The 20729-nt window shown below is 36.5% G+C and carries 18 protein-coding genes; 11 read left to right on the forward strand and 7 right to left on the reverse strand.

The features are described from left to right. The first annotated feature begins 7 nt into the window (after nt 1–7). The 4 genes from MWH30_RS06165 to MWH30_RS06180 all read left to right on the forward strand — a co-directional run bounded on the left by MWH30_RS06165 (nt 8) and on the right by MWH30_RS06180 (nt 5309). Entirely contained in the window at nt 8–1291 is a 1284-nt protein-coding gene (locus tag MWH30_RS06165; RefSeq protein ID WP_248663186.1) for a complex I 51 kDa subunit family protein, read from the forward strand. Beyond that, nucleotides 1278–2990 carry an NADH-dependent [FeFe] hydrogenase, group A6 gene (locus tag MWH30_RS06170; protein ID WP_248663187.1) on the forward strand — a complete coding sequence of 571 codons (1713 nt, stop codon included), beginning with the start codon at nt 1278–1280 and terminating at the stop codon, nt 2988–2990. The genes MWH30_RS06165 and MWH30_RS06170 overlap by 14 nt, the downstream gene beginning before the upstream one ends. A gap of 140 nt (nt 2991–3130) precedes the next feature. After that, the gene (locus tag MWH30_RS06175; protein WP_248663188.1) at nt 3131–4891 is read left to right on the forward strand and encodes a SpoIIE family protein phosphatase; all 1761 of its coding nucleotides are present in this window, start codon (nt 3131–3133) and stop codon (nt 4889–4891) included. Further along, nucleotides 4881–5309: an ATP-binding protein gene (locus MWH30_RS06180; protein ID WP_248663189.1), complete on the forward strand. Its 429-nt coding sequence runs from the start codon at nt 4881–4883 to the stop codon at nt 5307–5309. Before MWH30_RS06175 ends, MWH30_RS06180 begins: the two co-directional genes overlap by 11 nt. A 9-nt stretch (nt 5310–5318) precedes the next feature. Here the strand turns inward: MWH30_RS06180 and MWH30_RS06185 are convergent, their stop codons facing one another. Then, nucleotides 5319–6059: an MBL fold metallo-hydrolase gene (locus MWH30_RS06185; protein ID WP_248663190.1), complete on the reverse strand. Its 741-nt coding sequence runs from the start codon at nt 6057–6059 to the stop codon at nt 5319–5321. Nucleotides 6060–6242: 183 nt separating this feature from the next. On the opposite strand from MWH30_RS06185, the gene MWH30_RS06190 reads away from it, so the two are divergent. After that, nucleotides 6243–6671, forward strand: a complete 429-nt coding sequence (locus tag MWH30_RS06190) for a bacteriohemerythrin (protein ID WP_248663191.1) — start codon at nt 6243–6245, stop codon at nt 6669–6671. Nucleotides 6672–6693: 22 nt separating this feature from the next. Here MWH30_RS06190 and MWH30_RS06195 read toward each other — a convergent pair whose 3' ends face one another. The 6 genes from MWH30_RS06195 to MWH30_RS06220 all read right to left on the reverse strand — a co-directional run bounded on the left by MWH30_RS06195 (nt 6694) and on the right by MWH30_RS06220 (nt 12022). Next, a complete protein-coding gene (locus tag MWH30_RS06195) occupies nt 6694–8034 on the reverse strand; it encodes an HD domain-containing phosphohydrolase (RefSeq protein WP_248663192.1) in 1341 nt (446 codons plus the stop codon). 85 nt (nt 8035–8119) lie between these two features. Beyond that, nucleotides 8120–8659, reverse strand: coding sequence for a DICT sensory domain-containing protein (locus tag MWH30_RS06200; protein WP_248663193.1), 540 nt, complete (start codon nt 8657–8659; stop codon nt 8120–8122). A 25-nt stretch (nt 8660–8684) separates the two neighbouring features. Next, entirely contained in the window at nt 8685–9773 is a 1089-nt protein-coding gene (cofH, locus tag MWH30_RS06205) for a 7,8-didemethyl-8-hydroxy-5-deazariboflavin synthase subunit CofH (RefSeq protein ID WP_248663194.1), read from the reverse strand. Then, complete coding sequence (gene cofG / locus MWH30_RS06210) at nt 9763–10716, reverse strand: 7,8-didemethyl-8-hydroxy-5-deazariboflavin synthase subunit CofG (RefSeq protein WP_248663195.1); 954 nt, start codon at nt 10714–10716, stop codon at nt 9763–9765. Before cofG ends, cofH begins: the two co-directional genes overlap by 11 nt. Nucleotides 10717–10775: 59 nt before the next feature. Then, entirely contained in the window at nt 10776–11201 is a 426-nt protein-coding gene (locus MWH30_RS06215) for a Crp/Fnr family transcriptional regulator (protein ID WP_248663196.1), read from the reverse strand. A 146-nt stretch (nt 11202–11347) separates the two neighbouring features. Continuing rightward, nucleotides 11348–12022: a Crp/Fnr family transcriptional regulator gene (locus MWH30_RS06220; RefSeq protein WP_248663197.1), complete on the reverse strand. Its 675-nt coding sequence runs from the start codon at nt 12020–12022 to the stop codon at nt 11348–11350. 311 nt (nt 12023–12333) lie between these two features. Between MWH30_RS06220 and MWH30_RS06225 the strand changes: the two genes are divergently transcribed. The 6 genes from MWH30_RS06225 to MWH30_RS06250 all read left to right on the forward strand — a co-directional run bounded on the left by MWH30_RS06225 (nt 12334) and on the right by MWH30_RS06250 (nt 20728). Continuing rightward, complete coding sequence (locus MWH30_RS06225; protein WP_248663198.1) at nt 12334–13521, forward strand: MFS transporter; 1188 nt, start codon at nt 12334–12336, stop codon at nt 13519–13521. 32 nt (nt 13522–13553) lie between these two features. Then, nucleotides 13554–14765 carry a PIG-L deacetylase family protein gene (locus MWH30_RS06230; RefSeq protein ID WP_248663199.1) on the forward strand — a complete coding sequence of 404 codons (1212 nt, stop codon included), beginning with the start codon at nt 13554–13556 and terminating at the stop codon, nt 14763–14765. 227 nt (nt 14766–14992) lie between these two features. Further along, on the forward strand, nt 14993–16339 hold the full coding sequence (locus MWH30_RS06235; protein WP_248663200.1) for a sodium-dependent transporter: 1347 nt from the start codon (nt 14993–14995) through the stop codon (nt 16337–16339). A gap of 304 nt (nt 16340–16643) precedes the next feature. Next, nucleotides 16644–17432 carry a YdcF family protein gene (locus MWH30_RS06240; RefSeq protein WP_248663201.1) on the forward strand — a complete coding sequence of 263 codons (789 nt, stop codon included), beginning with the start codon at nt 16644–16646 and terminating at the stop codon, nt 17430–17432. Between the two features lie 74 nt (nt 17433–17506). Beyond that, the gene (locus tag MWH30_RS06245; protein ID WP_248663202.1) at nt 17507–19546 is read left to right on the forward strand and encodes a thioredoxin domain-containing protein; all 2040 of its coding nucleotides are present in this window, start codon (nt 17507–17509) and stop codon (nt 19544–19546) included. 495 nt (nt 19547–20041) lie between these two features. Continuing rightward, nucleotides 20042–20728 (forward strand): protein-L-isoaspartate(D-aspartate) O-methyltransferase, encoded by a 687-nt coding sequence (locus MWH30_RS06250; protein ID WP_248663203.1) that lies wholly within the window; start codon nt 20042–20044, stop codon nt 20726–20728. Nucleotide 20729 lies beyond the last annotated feature (1 nt).

Genomic DNA, 20729 nt, shown 5'->3' on the forward strand with positions numbered 1-20729 from the left:
AGCAAAAATGGAAGAGAAAATTCTATTAAAAGAAGGTATTGATATTGATTTAAAGGGTAGAGGTGGAGATACCCCTCCAGCTGAGCCTAATATTAATGAATATGATTTTTTTGTTCTTGAAGAAGCTTTAAATCTAGATAGAGAAGAGATAATTGAGCAGATTAAGGAAGCTTATCTAAAAGGTAGAGGTGGAGCTGGCTTTCCTACTGGACTTAAATGGGAAATGGCCTTAGCTGAAGAAGCAGAGCAAAAGTATATGATCTGTAATGCTGATGAGGCTGAGACAGGAACCTTCAAGGATCGTTATTTATTGGAAAATGTTCCCTTTAAAGTTTTAGAAGGAATAATTATTGGAGCTTATGCTATCGGAGCTGAGCAGGCTTATATCTATATGCGAGGAGAGTATGCTCGGCCTAGGAATGTTTTCTCTAAAGCTATTGAAGAGGCTTATAAGCAGGGGTTATTGGGAGAAGATATATTAGGTAGTGGTTTTAATTTAGAGCTACGCTTAATTAAGGGAGCTGGAGCCTATATCTGTGGTGAAGAAACGGCCCTATTGAATTCCATTGAAGGTAAGCGTGGTAGATCGCGGACTAAACCTCCTTATCCTATTCAAAAGGGATTATTTGATCAGCCTACGGCAGTTAATAATGTAGAAACTCTAGCTTCTTGTAGAGAGATAATTCGAATAGGAGCTAAAGAGTATAAATCCTTGGGTACTAAAGAAAGCCGAGGAACTAAACTAGTCTGTTTAAGTGGTGATATCTGGAAACCAGGTGTTTATGAAGTGGAGTTTGGTCAAGTTACTATTAAGGAGATTGTGGAAGAGTATGGGGGCGGCACTAGAGACGATGCTCAATTAAAGTTCATAATCCCTGGTGGAGCTTCAACTTCTATTTTACCAGCCGAAAAGTTGGATATTCCCTATTGCTATGAAACCCTTGCTCAAGCAGGTAGCAGTGTAGGTTCAGGAGCTATTATTGTGGTTGATGATAGTCATAATTTATTTGACTTAATGGTTACTGTTTCTAGATTTTTTATGGACGAAACTTGTGGAACCTGCTTTCCTTGCAAAGAGGGGAATCGTCAGGTGAATCATATATTAAATAAGGTAGCTGATAAGGGTGGATTTAGTAAAGAAGAGGTAGAGATAGTTAAGTCTATTGGCAGAACCATTTACTTATCTGCTCGTTGTGGCTTAGGGCAGACCTCTTTAAACTTTATTTACTCTATTTTAAAGAACTATCCGGATGAAGTACTGCTAGGAGGGGATAAGCATGGTAAAGATTAATATAGATGGCCAAGAATTAGAGTTGGAAGCAGGAACAACTATTTTAGAGGCAGCTAATGAGGTGCAAGTTAATATACCTACTCTTTGTTATTTAGAGGATTTATCGGTCTATGGTGGCTGTAGACTGTGCGTAGTCGAGATTATCGGTGAAGAAATGTTAAGGCCAGCTTGTACTACTGAGATTGAGGACGATATGCAGATTAAAACTCACTCTAAGAAAGTGAGAGAGGTGCGTCGGAATATATTTGAGCTAATTATCTCCTCCCATGATATTGATTGCAAGTTGAACTGTTTAACTTGTGCCAGAAGTACTAATTGTGAGTTAAGAGATGTAGGAGAGCAAATAGATATGCAGGAGATGAGACTGGATGCTATTGAGAGGAATTATGTTGATGACAGTTCCAGCCATTCTATAGTTCGTAAGCCTAATAAATGCATTGCTTGTACTCGTTGCATTCGCAAATGTGAAGAGGTGCAGGGGGTAGGGATCTTTACCAAAGCTAACCGCGGGCCCGAAACGGTAATCACCACCTTTAAAGATAGAGGAATGGGTAATGTAGACTGTACTAACTGCGGACAGTGTATTCAAGCCTGCCCTACCGGAGCTTTACATGAATCTTATCACTACAACAGTGTCTGGCACTTCTTAAATGATAGTAGTAAATTTGTAGTAGTACAGACAGCTCCAGCAGTGAGAGTAGCTCTCTCAGAAGGCTTTGGTGAGCAGCCAGGAACTGTTGCTACTGGTCAGATGGTAGCAGCTCTCCGCAGGCTAGGCTTTGATCGAGTTTTTGATACTAACTTCACCGCTGATCTCACTATAATGGAAGAAGGTCATGAATTAATAGATAGAATTCAAAATGATGGCCAGCTACCTATGTTTACCTCTTGTAGTCCGGGGTGGATTAAGTTTATAGAGCACTTTTATCCGGAGTATTTAGATAATCTATCTACCTGTAAGTCTCCTCAGCAGATGTTAGGTGCTGTGACTAAAAGTTACTATGCTGAACAGCAGGGAATTCCTCCCGAGGATATAGTTGTGGTTTCAGTAATGCCTTGTACAGCTAAAAAGTTTGAATCTGTGCGACCAGAAATGGATAAAGATGTAGACTTTGTACTCACTACCAGAGAGTTAATTAGAATGATTAAGGAGTTCAGTTTAGATATGATGAACTTAGCAGAAGAGCCCTACGATAAACTAATGGGTACTTCCTCGGGAGCAGCCGATATTTTTGGTGCTAGTGGGGGAGTGATGGAGGCCGCTTTACGAACAGCTTACGAAGTAATTACCGAAGAAGAGTTGGAGAACTTAGACTTTACTGCTGTGAGAGGAACAAACGGAATTAAAGAAGCAGAGGTAGAGATTGGCGATTTAACTCTTAAAGCAGCTGTAGTTAGTGGTTTAGGAAATGCTAAAGAGTTAATGGAAAGGATTGAAGCGGGAGCGGAGTATCACTTTGTAGAAATAATGGCCTGCCCAGGTGGCTGTGCAGGTGGTGGCGGTCAACCGATTCCTACTAACCAAGAAATTGTAGAACAACGCTTGAACTCTCTTTATGAGATTGATAAGCATAAAAGTTTGCGTAAATCTCATCAAAATCCTGAAATTAAGCAGATATATGCTGAATATTTAGGAGAACCTGGTAGCGAGAAGGCTCATGAACTACTTCATACTAGTTATGTAGTTAGAAATATTTAGAACTTGATGACTCATAAGTTCACTGCTAATTAGCAGTGAACTTAATTTTCATTTTTAAGCTTAAGATTTTGCAGGGGAAAAAAGTTTAATATTGAATATATAATAGTAGTAGATATAATTTATAGATATGGAGAGATAATGTGAAGGATATAAAGAAATTACTAAGTAAAAATAATAAGATGATTACGAATAATAACCTGCTTTTTTTTAGAATATTTTGTGCTGTAGCTGTAGTTTTATATCCCTTATTAGGCTTTATTTATCAAGTAATAGCTGTGCAGCCTTTTCAGGAATGCTTACGGCAACGTGCTGGTTTTTCCTTGCTATTTTTAATACTATTAACACTTTCTTTTCTTAGTGAAAAAATTTATAAGAAATATATGGAATCTTTGTTTTATTTATTGATGTTTGGGGTAGCTTTACATACTATTTATTTGATTAGTCTTAATGACTATATGTTGGGTTATGCTTATAGTATTCTTTTTGTAATAATTGCTGGTAATATTTCTTTTAAAAACAAGAAAGTTCTAATTGTTTATAACTTTTTTATTATAGCTTTAATTAGCTTGACTCTCTATCGAACTTCAGCTCAAGAAATAGGTAAATTACTATATTTTATTATTGTATTTTTAATAGGATTAGTTTCTTATCTTAGTTCTAGTTCAAAGCTGACTATAGAGAAAAAATTAATGAAAGAAAGTAATAAGCAGCGGATGTTATTGAATAATATTGAAGCTCAGGTCTGGTATTTAAAAGATGAAAGAACTTTAGGCTGTGTAAATCAGGCTTATGCTGACTTTGTGGGTTGGGAAAGAGAAGAAATAGAAAATCAGGATATAGACAAAGTACGTAGAGCTAATGAGGCTAATTCTTGCGTTACTAGCAATGAACATGTTTTTGATTCTAAGAAAAAGGTGCAGCTAGAAGGATGGGTAGAAAATGCTGAAGGAGAAATGCGTTTATTGGATATTACTAAAGTACCTAAGCTAAATGAGCAGGGAGAGGTAGAGTATGTTATCTGTACTGCTTATGATATTACAGAGCAGCAAAAAACAGAAGAACGATTAGCTAACTATGCTATGGAAATGGAAAAGACTAATTCACAGTTAGAGCAGACTACTGCTAAGCTTAATAAAAAGATTGAACAGGCCCGACAGCTTCACGAGCAGTTTTTACCGGCTAGTTTTCCAAATATTGAGGGATTATCTTTTGCAGCTTACTATCATCCAGCAGAACAGCTAGGAGGGGATTTTTATGATGTAATTAAAGTAGAAAATAAGTTAATACTTTATATTGTTGATATTACCGGCCATGGATTAGATGGGGCTATGTTGAATATATTTGTTAGAGAGAGTATTAATAACTTTTTATTAAATAATGAGCAGGAGCTTAAGGATATCTCTCCAGCACGAATTATTGAGTTTATCTTTACTAGATACTGCGAAGAGAATTTTCCAGATGATTACTTTATTTGTATTTTATTAGGGGTGCTAGATTTGGAAACTTGGGAGTTTGTTTTTGGCAATGCAGGCTTGCAACTACCACCTTTATTAGCTGATGAACAGCATGGGTTGCAGCCTATAGCTTGTGAAGGCTTGCCTATTTCTGGTGTTATCGATAAAGAATTATTTACCTATCAAAGTTTGGAGGAGCAATCGATATTGTTTAATGAAGGTGCTACCTTATTGTTAAGTACAGATGGCTTGATAGAGGAAGAGATTAATGGTGAGATGTATGGCGAAGAGAGGTTAAAGGAGATATTTTTAGATAGCTATGATTTAGCACCAAATAAGATAATAGAAGCTATAAATGATGATTTTGAAGAACTTACTGGTAGTTTACAAGCACAAGACGATATAACAATAGTGCTTATTCAACGGGGGGCTGACAATGATAGATAAACTATACTTAGAAATTGAAAGTAGCTGTGATGCTATTTATGAAGCTAAGGAAAAAATACTTAACTTCATTGAACCTTATTATGAGGAAGATGTTAATACTTTAGCAGTAGGACTTTTAGAAATGCTAAATAATGCTTTAGAGCATGGTAATAGTATGGATGCCAATAAAGAAATAATAATCGAAGTTTTTGTTAACTCGACGCAGATTAAGATAGTGATAGCAGATCAAGGTTCAGGTTTTGATTGGCAATCAGAGCTGGAGCAGAAGTTGGAGATTGGTTTTGATATTGAGCAGCAGTTTATTCAAGATCGGGGGCGGGGAATGTTGCTGGCTAACTCCTGTTATGATGATTTTTATTATAATGAAGAGGGTAATGCAGTGACGATGATAAAACAGCGGGAAAAACCTAGAGCATAAACTAACCCTCTAGGTTTTTACTTGCTTATTAAATAATATTTTTTCTCCTTTTTTGGTGATTCGAGCTACTGCTGAGGATAAATGATTTATTTTATCGGCAAACTCAGTGGTGATATGGTAGTTATCGCGAAAGTGAATAGGAACTATTAACTGCGGCTGGATTTCTTGAGCAAAATATTCGCCAGCTAAATAGAAATGTTCTTCTAATCTAGGGTCAACAGGAACAAAGGCGATATCAATGTCCTTTCCTGCTAGTTTTGCTAATTCTTCTTTGAACTCCTTTTCTTCCTGTTTGCGCTCGGCTGGCGAAAACTTTTTCCAATGCCACCAGTTGAGATCACCAGAATGGTAGATGGTGAAGTCAGCTATTTCTACTAAAAAGGAGACTCCCTGGTCTGTTGTGCCGTAGCTTTTGAGATGGAGATTATCTAGTGTTAATTCTTCGTACTTGTTTAAACTGTAGTAGTTGTTCTTTTCTTTAGCTGGGACATCGCTACTTAGGATATATTTGGTATTCGAGTTATACTTCTCCCAGTCGAAGATAACAGGATTAAAGTGATCTTGGTGACTATGGCTGACAAAGACGTAAACTTGATCTTTGCTTTTTAATTTAGCAGCTGAAATAACCCCTTGTTCAATACTTCTTTCATTAGCTGAGTCTAAGTAGTAATCGAAGACTAATAAGCTATTATCGACTTCAATACTGCAACCACTATGATAAAGATGATGGATTTTACAGGTTTTGTTCAATTTAAGTCCTCCTTGCTAATTAATTTTATTGTTAACGCTTTATATTAAGTTTAAGTTATCTGTAAAAATATATCAAGCTTATTTTTTGTTTGAATTTAGAATATTAACTACTTTATTATCATTTTGAAGGAGGTGAAAACTGGTTATAGGTTTTGATTGATTTCCTATAGCTAGAGTAAACTAATGAAGGTAAAATGGGATGAAAGTTTAAAATTAGGTATTGAGGAACTGGATCAACAGCGGAAAGAGCTGTTTAAAGAGATTAACAAGTTTTTTGAGGACTTAGAGCTTAATGTCGATTCTAATTTAATTAATAATGAAGAGAATAGAGAACAAGTGGATGACTTATTTTATTTTTTAACCGATTATTTTGTAACTCATTTTCAGCTGGAGGAGAAGTTTCATCGTCAGTATAATCCAGCAGGATATCAAGAACATCAAAAGCTCCATCAAGAACTGATAGATACAGTTAATGAGCTGAAATATGAGTACTTTGATACCGAGGATGAGGATAAAATCAATAAAGATCTTTTGCTATCCATTCGCGGACAGGTGCTTATCTTCTGGAAAAAGCATATTCGGGAAGAGGATATGGTGATTAAACAGGTTTAAAGCTGCTTAAAGCAGCTTCTGTTTACTCCTTATCCTGACAGTTTGGCTTAGCTGCTTTTAGCATAGTTTCAAAATAAAGGCTGGAGACTTCTTGTTTAGATCTTTCTTGGGCCAGCTTTTGCAGATCCTCTTTAAAGTCTAGAAATTTATTTAAGTTATTTAAGAATAGCTCTACTAGTTCTCCCTCGAAGTGCTGATCACGCTCTTTTTTCATGATTTCTACGCATTTTTCGATAGGATAGGCCTCTTTATAGACTCTATCTGAAGATAGAGCATCGAAGACGTCGGCAATGGCTACGATGCGAGCTGATAAAGGAATTTCTTTTTTGCTTTTTCCAGAGGGATAGCCGCTACCGTCCCACTTTTCATGGTGATTATAGGCTATTTTACGGGCCGTCTGTAACATCTCCTGTTTAGAGTCGCCCAGGATTTTAGCGCCGATTTGGGGGTGTTCTTTAATTACTTGGTATTCTTCTTTGCTTAAGGGCCCTGCTTTGAGTAAAATAGAGTCGGGAATACCTATTTTGCCGATATCATGCATTAGCGAAGCATAATAAATCTCTTCGATTTTTTGGGAGTCCTTTTCTATTTCCCCTAACAGAGTTGAAGAGATAAAGCCGATCTTAATTAAATGCCAAATACTATCTTCATCTCTATACTCAGCAGCTTGACAGAGTCTGCGAATAACTTCTAAAGTTAGCTCCTTATTTTCCTCTATTAAATAAGACAGAAGTACATTCTGATTTCCTAAAGCAGTTACCTTTTTTTCGATTTCGTTTAAAGAGTTATTGATAAATAAGGATAACTTTTGTTTAAGAGCTTTTTGTTGAGGGGCCTCTGTAGCTGTTAATTGATAGTAAGGCTGATAGTCAACCCCTTGTTGTTTTAAGTATTTTTGAAAATAGTTTACGGCTCGGAGCGTTGTATAGTTGCTAAAATCAAGAAAGCCTGCGAAGATGCGGAAGCTGTCTTGGTTTATGCTTTGTAATGTCGCTTCCTCTTTGGTAGCTAATACCATAGGCTGTTGGGGGTGGTTAACGACTAGGGCCCACTCTTTCAGTAAAGGATCACCAGCTGGTATTTCGATAAATTCAGTATTTTCAAACTCCTTAATAGCTTCCTCATCAACTCCTTTAACAAATACAAAGATTCGTTTACAGACTTGATCTAGCTTTAAATAACGCTCTCTCTCTTCTAGAAAAAACTTAAACTCTTGAAAAAGAACAAAAATTTCAGCTGTGAGATTAAATTCCATTACTAAGTCTTCCATAGCGTGACTAAGAGCAACCATAGAGGACTTGGTATAGACCTCTTTTTCTAAAGAAGAAGAGTTAGTTAGTAGTTGTGAATATAGTCCTGACATTTAAATTACCTCCTTAATTGCTCAAAGCTCCCATTTAACATGGAAGCTTTGAGTAGGGATTTATAATTAAATAGAGAGGCAAACTCTAATAAGAGGCTATTACTTCATCTAATATCTCTTTAGCTTGAGCAACAACCTTGGGATTATTACACTTGGCTCCTTTAAAGTTACGATCTTTTTCTACTTCATGAACTCCAAAGCCGTCCATATCGTAGGCCACCATCATTGATTTAGCTAAAGGTTGGTCGATAACTAAAAACCACTCTCGTTTTAGCTTATGCTTATCCGGTAGATAAATAAAGTCAATATCGGGATGCGTCTTTAAGTCGGCATCATTTTCTCCAAAAATATAGACTTGATCTACATTATCGGCAATCTGTAAGAAGCGATCCCAAATATCTGCGGCGCGAGAGACCTTTTGAAAGCCAGCGTAAACAGTAGCTTCTACTTCCTCTTTTAATAGTACTTGTTCCATTATATAGCACATTCTTTCCAATTGTGGTACTGTACTTTCGTATTTGAGAGAAAAGGAATTTAACTTGTCATCAGCAGTATCTTCATTTAAATTCTCTAAATCGCCTTCGACTAAGCCAAAAACTTCTTCGTAAAGAGAAACATTTTTCATAGTTAACAACCTCCTTGGATTTTGGTTAATAAGTAGTTGCTCTTTGCTGAGGAACTCTATTTAAATCTTCAATTAATTCTTTTAATTGAGCAGGAGTTAAATACTCCCCATTTTTTGCTCCAGCTTCTTTACTGATCTTTTCACTATAGAGAGTACCACCTAAATCATTAGCTCCAGCTTGAAGAGTAAACTGAGCTAGCTTAGGGCCGTACTTAACCCAGGAAGTCTGAATATTATCTATATTGTCTAAAAATAGTCTAGCAATAGCAATCATCAAAATATCTTCTCTAGCGGTACTTCCCTTATTGATTACTCCTTGTTGATAAAGAGGAGTTTGCTGATGAATAAAAGCAAGCGGAATAAACTCAGTAAAACCCTGAGTCTCTTCTTGAATGTTACGAATTATTTGTAAATGTTCAATCCTTTCTTTAGTACTTTCTACATGTCCATACATTATGGTAGCTGTAGACTTTAAGCCTAGCTGATGAGCTGCCTTGATAGCTGTTATCCATTCTTTAGTAGTGATTTTTTCAGGGCAGATCTTTTTTCTAACTCTAGGTACTAGTATTTCGGCTGCTGTACCAGCTACAGAGTCTAGGCCTGCTCTTTTTAGCTGGGCATAGCCTTCAGCGAAGCTTAGTTCTGTTTGGCGCAAAGCATGCTTTAGTTCCTCAGGAGTAATTCCATGTACATGAAGCTGGGGAGCTACTGATTTAATAGCTTTTATAACTTGCAAGTAGTAATCCAGATCGAAGTCAGGATGAAGACCGCTAACTAAGCATAGCTCACTGATTTGTTGTTTTTGAACAGCTTGCTGAACTATGTTTTGAACTTCGTCTATAGATAATAAATAAGCTTCTGGACTATCTGGATTGCGCTTAAAGCCACAAAATTGACAGCTATTAATACAGATATTGCTTAAATTTAAGTTGCGATTAACAACATAGCTTATCTTTTCGCCAACTACTTTTTGCCGATGTTCATCGGCAGTTGCTATTATTTTATGTAGCTCAGGGCCCGTACTTTGGAATAATCTAACTCCTTCGCTAACACTTAATCTCTGGCCAGCCTTACTTTTGTTAAGAATTTTATCAATTTCTGGGTTACTTTTCATTTAAATACCCCTCTCGCTGTAAACATTCCCAAACAGCTGGTGCTAACCACTCTTTACTTATAAATTTAGGATATACGGCTAGTCTCTCTTTAAGCTGATAAGGAGCTATCTCTTTTTTTAAAGAATCCAACCTGGGCCATTCATAATTGGGGTTGATATAATCAAGGGTCAAGGGAGAAATACCACCCAGGTCGGAAACACCATCAGTTAATAGTTCACTTACCCTTTCTAAATTAGGGGGTACTTGAATAGCTACTTCATTGGGCATAACTTTGCGTGCTAAAGAAACACATTCTTTTAACTCAGTAAAGGTAAGTGAAGTGAACTCTTTCTTTTTTATTGGTTGAATAATTACCTCCTGTAGATGTCCATATTGTTGATGCAACTTTTTAAGACTTAATAAGCTTTGGTAACGCTGTTTTTTATCTTCGCCAATGCCTAATAGCAGTCCAGTAGTAAAAGGTATCTTTAGTTGACCAGCTTGAGCAATAAATTCCAGTCTTAAAGCTGGATTTTTAGTTGGTGAACCTCGATGAGCTGGAAGTTGAGTAATGCTTTCTAACATCAGGCCCATACTAGCATTATATTTAGCTAAATCCTCTAAGATATTTATAGGTACTACTCCTACATTGCTATGGGGAAGTAGTCCTGCTGCTAAAGCTAGTCGACAACACTCAATAAGTAATTGATAAATAGAGTCAAAGTCAGTTTGAGCCTGTAGTTTTTCCTTAAAGCCACTCACCTTAGCTGGTTGAGTACCTAGAGTGAACAAAACTTCTTTACAGCCTAATTTTTTAGCTTTTTTAATTAGCTGCTTAACTTCATTTAAAGTTGTTATTTTAGCATTAGCTAAAGGTTGGCGAAAGTTACAATAAGAGCATCTATTACTACAGATATTAGTTAAAGGAATAAATATATTTTTAGAATAAGTAATAGTCTGCATAATAAATTCTCCTCTATTTAAGAGTATAATTAAAAGACTGCTTGATTTCTGTAAAGTAGTTAACAAAAACTAAGATTAATCAGTTTTCTTATGCTATTATTGAGGGTTTTAATTATTTTTTTGCTTAGTAAGGGATTTTGAATAATTAATCTTTCTAAATCTTTTTGAGCTAAAGAGTAAATAAGGGTATTTCCAATTGTTTGAGCCGTTACTTGGTAAGTACTTTCATTGAATAAAGCATCTTTTTTAATAATTTGTGGGGATTTTAAAATTTGCAGAGTTATTTGGCAGTTTGGGAGATTTTTAAATAGTCTAACTTGACCTCTTTTGATTAAATAAATCTTTTTGATCTGTTGGCCTGCTCTAAATATAAATCTCCCTTTACCGTAGATTTCAAAGTTTAAATTAGAATTTATTAACTGTAGCTCCTGAGGTGATAAATTACGAAATAAAGGTACTTGCTGTAAATGATTTAAATTATTCATTAAAATCATCCTTCATTTAAGGGGATTAGACTTTGAAACTTCATTATTAATTATATACGCTTATTAAAGAGACTTTCTGTAAACTAGTTAACAAAAAAAGAAAGCTGCCTAGTGGCAACTTTAGTGATCAGTTATTAGCTTTTAACTTAATTAACTAATTTTTTCAAAGAAGTAGGATTATCAATTAAAAATTTTCGCTTCTTCTTCTTAATCCCTTTAATTTCTTGGAGAGTGTTAGTAACCATCACCCGGGAGGCATCAATAAATTCAGCTAAGTCCTGATGGGTTAAACGGAGATCAATCAATACTCCTTCCTTAGTTTCGATTCCGTACTCTTGGCTTAGCTGGTAAAAGAGATTAATCAACCTTCCTTTAACATCATAAGTAGTTAGACTATCTACTCGTTGAGTAAGCTGTTCTAGCTTACTGCTTAAGGTCTTGATTATTTTAAGACCGATCTCTGGATAATCAGTAACTAATCTTCTAAACTCCTCTTTAGTACAGGAGCAGATAAATGCTTCTTGGACTACCTCGGCCGTAAATATATGCTCCGTTCTTCCGTAAAGAAGATTTTCTCCTATAATTTGGTCATCACCTACTATTTGTAAAGTAATCTCTTTGCCGTTTTTAAATACTCTAGACAGCTTAACTTGCCCCTTTTTAATTAGATATATTGCTTCGGCACTTTCTCCTTCGTGAAATAAAACTTCATTTCTTTGATAAGTTCTTCCTTTAGCAATCGAAGCAGGGATTAATATAGACTCTGCCGCGGATAGATCAGCAAATACTGATAAGTCTTTCATACAATTGATTTTTCCCAATTTACCTCACCCCAATTTTATGAATTAGCTTATTAAATGTTTCTTGGTAATTGACTATAATTCCTTTTTTGAGAGTGAAGGAGGCAAGGTGGCTCACTAACTTTTCAATTTAATTACGCAAGGTAAGGTTAGCACCAGTATATCGAGTACGTCGGACTGAACGGCAAGGGAATGTAATATTTTGATTCTTAAAAGCAAATAGATCTAATTATTCAACAAGCTAAATATATAATATAAAAGGTTGATAATTTATTAGCTAAATGATAATTTAATAGTAGCACTTTATTGCAAGATAAAAAGGTGGCTATAAAATGGGAAAGTTTAAGTCTGCAAATAATCAGTGGCTAACAATTAGATTTTTGATTATTATTTCTATGGGTGCTTTTGGAGTAATGGGCGGGGCAATAGTTGCTCCAGGCTTACCGTCTTTACTGGAGCCTTTTGAAGTTTCTGAAGATGTGGTAGGTTTAGTTTTAGGCGTCTATACCTTTGCGGCAGCTATTACCTTGCCTTTGACAGGCTTATTAATGGATTTGTTAGGCCGCAAGGTGGTAGGGGTTAGTTGTTTGCTTTTAGATGGTTTTTTCGGTTTGCTCTGTGCATTTGCTCCTAGTTTTGGAGTCTTATTAGTATTTCGTTTTTTTCAGGGAATTGGGATTGCTGGTTTAATTCCCGTAGCAATGACTATTATCAGTGATTGGTATAGCGGGGCAGCTAGATTGAAGGCTATTGGAATTTTAAGTGCTTTGATTTCTGTTAGTGCAGTAGTATTGCCGCTTTTAGGAGGACTTTTAGCTTTTAGATCTTGGCAGTATCCTTTTTTAGTTTATGGTTTTTCTTTACTTGTAGCTTTCTTTTTTATCTCCTTTGTTGAGGAAACTAAGCCGCAAGATGATCAAGATACTAAGCTTAAGTTAAGGGAGTATTTCAATTCTTTTAAGCAGACTATTAAGATCAAAGAGATCTGGGAAGTGTTTATTCATTCTTTAGTGCTTTATTTCTTGGTCTATGCTATAGCTACCTTTATTCCTATTTTCATGGTGACAGTGCATGGCTTAAGTGAACTTTTGGGAGGCTTAGCCTTGGCGGTGCAAGGTTTTTTTGCAGCTATTTTTGCTGCGCAGGCTGATAAGGTAAATCGTTATTTTAACTGGAGGCAAAAGACTAGTTTAGGGTTTTTATTAATTGCTCTGGCTATATTCTTAATTCCTTATTGGGGGAGCGGTTATAGGGTCTTGATTAGTTTAACTCTTTTTGGAGTGGGGATGGGAGTTGCTCAGCCGGCTATTTACAATCGAGCTACAGTAGTGCCGCCTGAGGAGTTAACAGGTTCGGTAGTGGCTATTTTCAACACTATGAAGTTTATAGGTATGACTTTGGCTCCAGTGACTTTGAGATTTATTTATAACTTGTATAGTTTTAAGGCTGTTTTCTGGTTGAGTGCTGCTATTACTTTGTTGTGGTTGATAGTCTTTAGCTTTTATTTTGCTAGAGATTAGTAGTGAAAATCTATTTAAAGGTGGCGTTAATAATGGCTGAGGAAAGTAAGCGAGTCTTAGCAATAGCTCCTCATCCCGATGATGAAGTTATAGGCTGTGGAGGGACAATTTATCAACATTTGCAGCAGGGTGATCAAGTACAGGTGGTTTTGTTGACTAACGGTGATGCTTTCGTTTGGGCCCATAAATTATTTACTAAAAAGATTAGGAGTAAGCCCCAAGACTTAGCCGAGTTTGGTTATCTGCGCCAGCAAGAATCACTTAGTGCTTTAGAGAAGTTAGGTGTAAATAGAAAGCAGGTTACTTTTTTAAATTTTCCAGATGGTCATTTACAAAAGAATATTTTGCAACAGCTTAATAAAAAAGGTTATCTGTTAGCTAAATTAAGATTTGGTCAAGAGTCTCAGCAAAGAACTCAGTCCGAGTATATTTTAGAGGCTTTATTTTTTCGCTTGCAAAAATTAATAGAGGAGTATCGCCCTCAAGTAATTTATAGTCCACATTTCAATGATTTGCATGCAGATCATTGGGTTAGTGCTTTACTTCTCCAGTTGCTTTTTTTGAAAGAGGAGCTTGATTTTATTCATTATCAGTATTTAGTTCATTGGCCTAACTATCCTCTTCCACATAAATTTTTACCTGAATTTAAGCTAAAGGTTCCGGCAGATTTGAAGAAAAACTTTAGCTGGTTAAGTAAGTCTTTATCTGCCGAAGCTGTGTTAAAGAAAAAAGAGGCTTTAGATAACTTTAAAACTCAACGATTGATTCGTAATTATTTATTGAGTTTTGTGAGACAGAATGAGCTATTTGCTGAAGCTAAACCATTATTTATTGAAGAACAGCTTTTTGCTAAAGACTGTTGGCAAGAGCTTATTTATCAGGAAGGGGTTAAAGTTGCTAGTTATTCTAGCTCTGCTTTAAAAGGAGGTAATATCAATAACCTAACTGTTTATAACACTCCACTGAAACTTTATTTTAAGTTTCAGCTTAGCAAAAGAAAGATTAATAATTTAATCTTTTATCTTTTAACTCCTGCTCGACAAAGGTTAATTAAAAGTTTTGCTTATTCTGATAATGCTAAGGGTTATGAATGGAGGTTAATGGGGAAACAGCTTTATTTGATTTTAGATAAAACAGAACTTGATTTACCTAAACAAATAATTGTAGGAGCTTGTCTCTATCAGCGAAGACAGCTAGTGAACTGTTTTAGTTGGCACCCTATTTATTTAGCTGAAGCTTGTTAACGAATTATTTGCAGGTAAGTTTTAATATATAAATTTTTTCAAATATAAAGAAGGGATTTATATTTGAGATCCAGAATCTTAGTATTTAGTGTTTTAAGAGTTTTTTATTGTTAATATTTGTGAATCCAAGAATAAGTGGGGTGATAAAGAGTATATTTGAATAAAGTATAGAAAATTATTGGGCATGGCTTTAAGAACTCAAATTTTATTAAGGAGGGTATTTTAAAATGGATAATCTTCAAAGAGAAAACTGGACTTCGAGATTAGGATTTATTCTGGCTGCTGCTGGTTCAGCAGTTGGCTTGGGGAATATTTGGCGCTTTCCTTATGTAGCCGGAACTAATGGTGGAGCAGCCTTTTTGGTTTTATATTTAATTGCTATTGTATTAATTGGCTATCCAGTAATGGTTACGGAGATGACTATTGGTCGAAAGACTCAAAAGAATCCGGTAGGTGCTTTTAAGTCTTTAGCTCCCGATGCTCCTTGGTGGTTGGTAGGAGCTTTAGGTGTATTTACTGGTTTTGTAATTCTTAGTTTTTATTCGGTGGTAGGTGGCTGGTCTATGGCTTATGTAGTGAAGGCTGCTAATGGGTTTATTGCTGGAACTGATTTTGGCGAAGTTTTTGTTGGTCACATCAGTGGAGTAGGAGAACCTCTACTTTGGCACGCTACTTTTATGTTCCTTACTATTACAATCATCGGTTCTGGAGTAGTGAAGGGGATTCAGAAAGCAGTAGAGGTTCTAATGCCTATTCTTTTTGTGCTATTACTGATTTTAGTATTTAGAGCCATAACTTTACCAGGAGCAGGCGAGGGACTTGCTTTTTACTTAACGCCTGACTTTAGTCAGATTACGGGTCAGACCTTTTTAGAAGCTATAGGTCAGTCCTTCTTTACTCTAAGCTTAGGTATGGGAGCTATTATAACTTATGGTAGTTATCTTTCAGATGACGATAATATTAATGATAATGCTGCCTATGTGGCTGGTTTTGATACTTTAATTGCTATTTTAGCCGGTTTTGCTATCTTTCCCGCCGTTTTTGCTTTAGGATTTAGTCCAGATGCGGGCCCAGGTTTAGTCTTTACTATCTTACCAGCAGTTTTTGCGGAGATGCCTTTGGGAACTATATTTGGCTTTTTATTTTTCTTACTGCTTACTATTTCTGCTATAACTTCGGCTATTTCTTTGTTGGAGGTAGTAGTAGCCTATGTAGTGGACGAACATCAATGGAATAGAAAAAAGGCAGCTTGGTTAGCAGGAATTATTATCTTTATAGTTGGTATTCCGCCTTTGCTTGGCTATAGCACTTTAGCTGAGGTTAACTTTTTAGGAATGGATATCTTGGACACCTATGACTGGATTAGCGGAAATATCTTTTTACCATTAGGTGGTTTATTAACAGCAGTATTTGCTGGTTATGCTTGGGGAGCTAGAGAGACTGTTGAAGAAGCTAACAAGGTCAAAGGAGCTATTAGCGTTGGGGCAATATATAGCTTTTTGATTAAGTATCTAGTGCCTATTGCTATTTTTATAGTTTTAGTTACTGGGGTTTGGGAAACGATTGCTGGTTAATTAATAACTTATTAAAGAAGAGGTTCCTGAATTTAGGAGCCTCTTCTTTATTGTATAGGCAGCTATATTTTTTTAGCCTGTGGATGACTTTATAGAAGAGTGGCTAATAGGCTATCTTTTTATTTTGTTAAAAAAAGTTAGTAATATAATTAAGTTTAGGCAGGAATTTTATTGTTATTTCGGAAATAAAGATATAGTTTGGTCTTTTATTGACTTAAATCAAGAACTGGAAATAAGTAATTAATACTGGACTGAATTTGACTAGGAGTAGTCTTAAAAATTAAGCGAAGGGATGATAAAAGATATGAGAATGCTTTTTGATCTAATTGCGCAATTATTATTGCCGCCAGGTTCTTTTTTAGTGTTGATAGTAGCTATATTTATCGTTTTTGTTAAGCAAAAACAACGTTCCTATCGTAGACATGATAAACGAATAGCTCGTTATTTAGTAGTTATACTCTTAATTTTAGCTTATTTATTGAGTACTTATCCTGGTGAATGGTTATTTACTAATCCATTAGAGAGTAGTTTTGCTCCCTTAGAAACTAAGGAGTTAAACCTGGGCCCGGAGAGCAGTATAGTTATTTTAGGAGGGGGCATGAGAAGCGGAACTAAAAGTGGTTTTGAGGTTGGCGATAGAACTTTAAAGAGGTTACAAGCAGGCTGGGAGCTGCATCAACAAACGGGGGCTGACTTAGTACTTAGTGGAGGGCCTTTTAATGAAGAAGCAGCTATCAGTGAAGCTGAGGTAATGGAAGAGCTATTGTTAACTTGGGGGGCTGAGCCTGAACAGATTATTACTGAAGTAGAATCCCAAAATACTTGGGAGAATGCAGTTAATACTAGTTCATTGTTGGCAGAAACAGATTATGAACAGTTGGTCTTAGTTACTAGTGCTGTACATATGCGCAGAGCTACTTATTCTTTTGCTGAACATTGGGAAGAAGAGCTACTTTCAGTTCCGGTTGATTATAGATTGAGTTCTGAATCAAAGCTACGGCGCTTTATTCCTAATCTGGAGTCCTTAGATAATTCTTTGAGTTCTGTACATGAGTGGGTAGGAGGCCTGTGGTACTTTTTTAAAGCTTTGTAAAATAATATAAAAATAAAACTTTTTACTTTTGAGCATGCTATTAAAAACGTTGCTAACTTTAAAGGAGGTTAACTTTGACTAAAAAAGCTAATCAATTAATAACAGAAAAAAGCCCTTACCTTTTACAGCATGCTTATAATCCTGTTGACTGGTATCCTTGGGGAGAAGAAGCCTTTGCTAGGGCCCGACAAGAGGATAAGCCAGTCTTTCTTTCTATTGGTTACTCCACCTGTCATTGGTGTCATGTCATGGAACGAGAGTCTTTTGAGGATCAAGAAGTAGCTGATTTTCTTAATCAACACTTTATTTCTGTGAAAGTAGATCGTGAAGAAAGACCAGATGTAGATAGTATTTATATGAAGGTTTGTCAAGCTTTAACCGGACGGGGTGGTTGGCCGTTGACGGTGATTATGACGGCTGAGATGGAGCCTTTTTTTGCCGGCACTTACTTTCCTAAAGAGTCTCGTGGAGGTCGGCCGGGATTGCTGGATATCTTAACTAAGGTACAGCAACTTTGGGATGAAGACAGAGAGGAGTTACTGGATACTAGTAATCAGATTAACTCTTTATTAGCGCAAATTGAAAGCCAGGAGTTAACAGAAAGTATTGCTAATGAAGAAGTAGAGGATTTACTTGATCAAACTTATTATCAATTAAAAGCTGATTTTGACCAGCGCTATGGAGGCTTTGGAGTTGCACCTAAGTTTCCAACTCCGCATAAGTTGATGTTTTTATTGCGTTATCAACAGTGGTGCGGTGAACAGCAGGCTTTAAATATGGTGGAGCAGACGCTAGAGGGGATGGATCGTGGAGGAATTTACGATCAGCTGGGTTATGGTTTTTCTCGCTATTCTACCGATGCAAAATGGTTAGCACCTCATTTTGAGAAGATGTTATATGATAATGCTCTTTTGGCCATAGTCTATTTAGAGGCTTATCAGCTTACTGATCGGCAAGAATACGCTGAAATAGCTAGAGAGATTTTTACCTATATTTTGCGAGATATGACTGATGAAAAGGGTGGCTTTTATTCAGCAGAAGATGCAGATTCCGAAGGAGTAGAGGGTAAGTTTTATCTGTGGACTCCAGCAGAGGTAAAGGAAATCTTAGGTGAGCAGTTAGGAGCTGAATTCTGTACAGCCTACGATATTACTGAAGCTGGCAATTTTGAAGGACAGAGTATTCCTAATTTAATTAAGAATGATAGAAGTAAGTTAGAGTTGGACGAACAATTTGCAGAAGCCAAAAAGAAACTTTTTGAAGAAAGAGAAAAGAGAATACATCCTCACAAGGATGATAAAATTTTAACTTCTTGGAATGGACTAATGATAGCTGCTTTGGCTATAGGTAGTAAAGTTTTAGGGGAAGAAGAGTATCTACAGGCTGCCCAAAAAGCAGTAGATTTTATTTGGAAAGAGCTTTATCAAGATCAGCAGCGGCTGTTGGCTAGATATAGAGAAGGAGAAGCTGATTATTTAGCCTATGTAGATGATTATGCTTTTTTAATTTGGGGATTAATAGAGCTTTATGAAAGCAGCTTTGCAGTTGAATATTTGAATAAAGCTTTGACTTTAAATCAAGAATTATTGGAATATTTTTGGGATCAAGAGTCTGGAGGACTTTATTTTTACGGAAGTGATGCTGAGGAGCTGTTAACTAGGCCTAAAGAAATTTATGATGGAGCTATTCCGGCTGGTAATTCGGTAGCTATGTTGAACTTTTTACGCTTGGCCCGTTTGACTGGCGATAGCAGTTTAGAGGATAAAGCTGAGCAGCAATTGAGATTTTTCTGGCAACAGATAGCTAAGCAACCAACAGCTCATACTTATTTTATGTTGGCCTTGCTTTTTAGACAGGCTAGAGGAAAAGAGGTAGTAATTGTTGGTGATTCTCAGCAGCAGGCTACTCAGCAGATGTTACAGTTGCTGAGAGAGGAATTTAATCCTTTTACTGTAACCTTATTTAATTCCGAAGAGGTTGAGTTAACGGAATTAATTCCGTTTTTGGAGGATTATCAACAGGTTAAAGGTCAGCCTACTGCTTATATATGTGAAGATTTCAGTTGTCAAGCGCCGATTACTGATATAGAGAAATTTAAGCAAGCTTTGAGTTGAATATTATTGTTCTAATGTTGCGTTCACGATATAGCTATTATCGAAAGCCTGAGCTAGTTGATATGTTTCAATCACTTGCCGTTCAGTCGGCATCCGTGCCTCCTTCTCTCTCAAAAATAGCCCTCCCGGCGTCCCTGCCTTCGGGCTATTTTAAGAGTCGCTCTTTGAAACATATCAACTTGTAGGTTAAGATAGTTATTTCGTTATCAGCACGACCAAATGGGTGTTTATAAGCGATATTAAAGTTTATTTTTTAGTGCTTCTTGACGAATCGGAGCTCAAATAAAAGCTGTTTTAGCTAATTTTTCTAATTAAAATTAGCTTGCTTTTATTTGAGTGGAGATGAGTCTTAGAAGTACTAAAATAAACTTTTCTAGCGTTGACGCGAAGCTAATCATTACTTTGGAAACATCCATTTGGTTTCCCGCGCCAACGCAACAATATTGGTGCAAAATCTTCAACTTCACGTTAATAACTTTAACTGGAGGAATCATGATGAATTTTTGGAATAAATTCAAGGGAGAAAATAAAGGAGACCATCAGCAGAGTAGAGAACGAATGGTGGAACAGCAGTTGCGAGGGCGAGGAATTAAGAATGAGGCTGTTTTAGAGAGTATGTTAACCGTACCTCGGCATGAATTTGTTCCTGAGCGTTTGCGAAAGCAAGCCTATGCTGATAAACCCTTGCCAATTGGGGAAGGACAAACTATTAGTCAGCCCTATATTGTAGCCTTGATGGTTGCAGCCTTAGATCCTCAGCCTACAGATAAGGTTTTAGAAGTTGGTACTGGTTTTGGTTATGCTGCGGCGGTGTTGGCTCAAATAGTAGCAGAGGTCTATACTGTAGAGCGTTTTGAATCTTTGGCTCAAGAGGCTGAGCGAAGGTATGCTAATTTAAACTATCAAAATGTAGAGGTTAAAGTTGGAGATGGTAGTCAAGGTTGGTTGGAAAATGCCCCTTATCAAGGAATAGTAGTTAGTGCAGCAGCTCCTAGTTTACCTGAATCTCTGGTTGAGCAGTTGGATACTGGGGGTCGTTTAGTAATTCCAGTTGGAGAACGAAGTGTGCAGAGTCTTTTACGAGTTAGCAAAAAGAACGATGGAAAGTTGCTGAGAGAGAACTTATGTAGGGTACGCTTTGTACCATTATTAGGTGAGGAAGGTTGGAATGACGATAGTTAGG

It is taken from the genome of Fuchsiella alkaliacetigena, assembly GCF_023227765.1.
GTDB classification, from domain to species: Bacteria; Bacillota; Halanaerobiia; order Halobacteroidales; family Acetohalobiaceae; genus Fuchsiella; species Fuchsiella alkaliacetigena.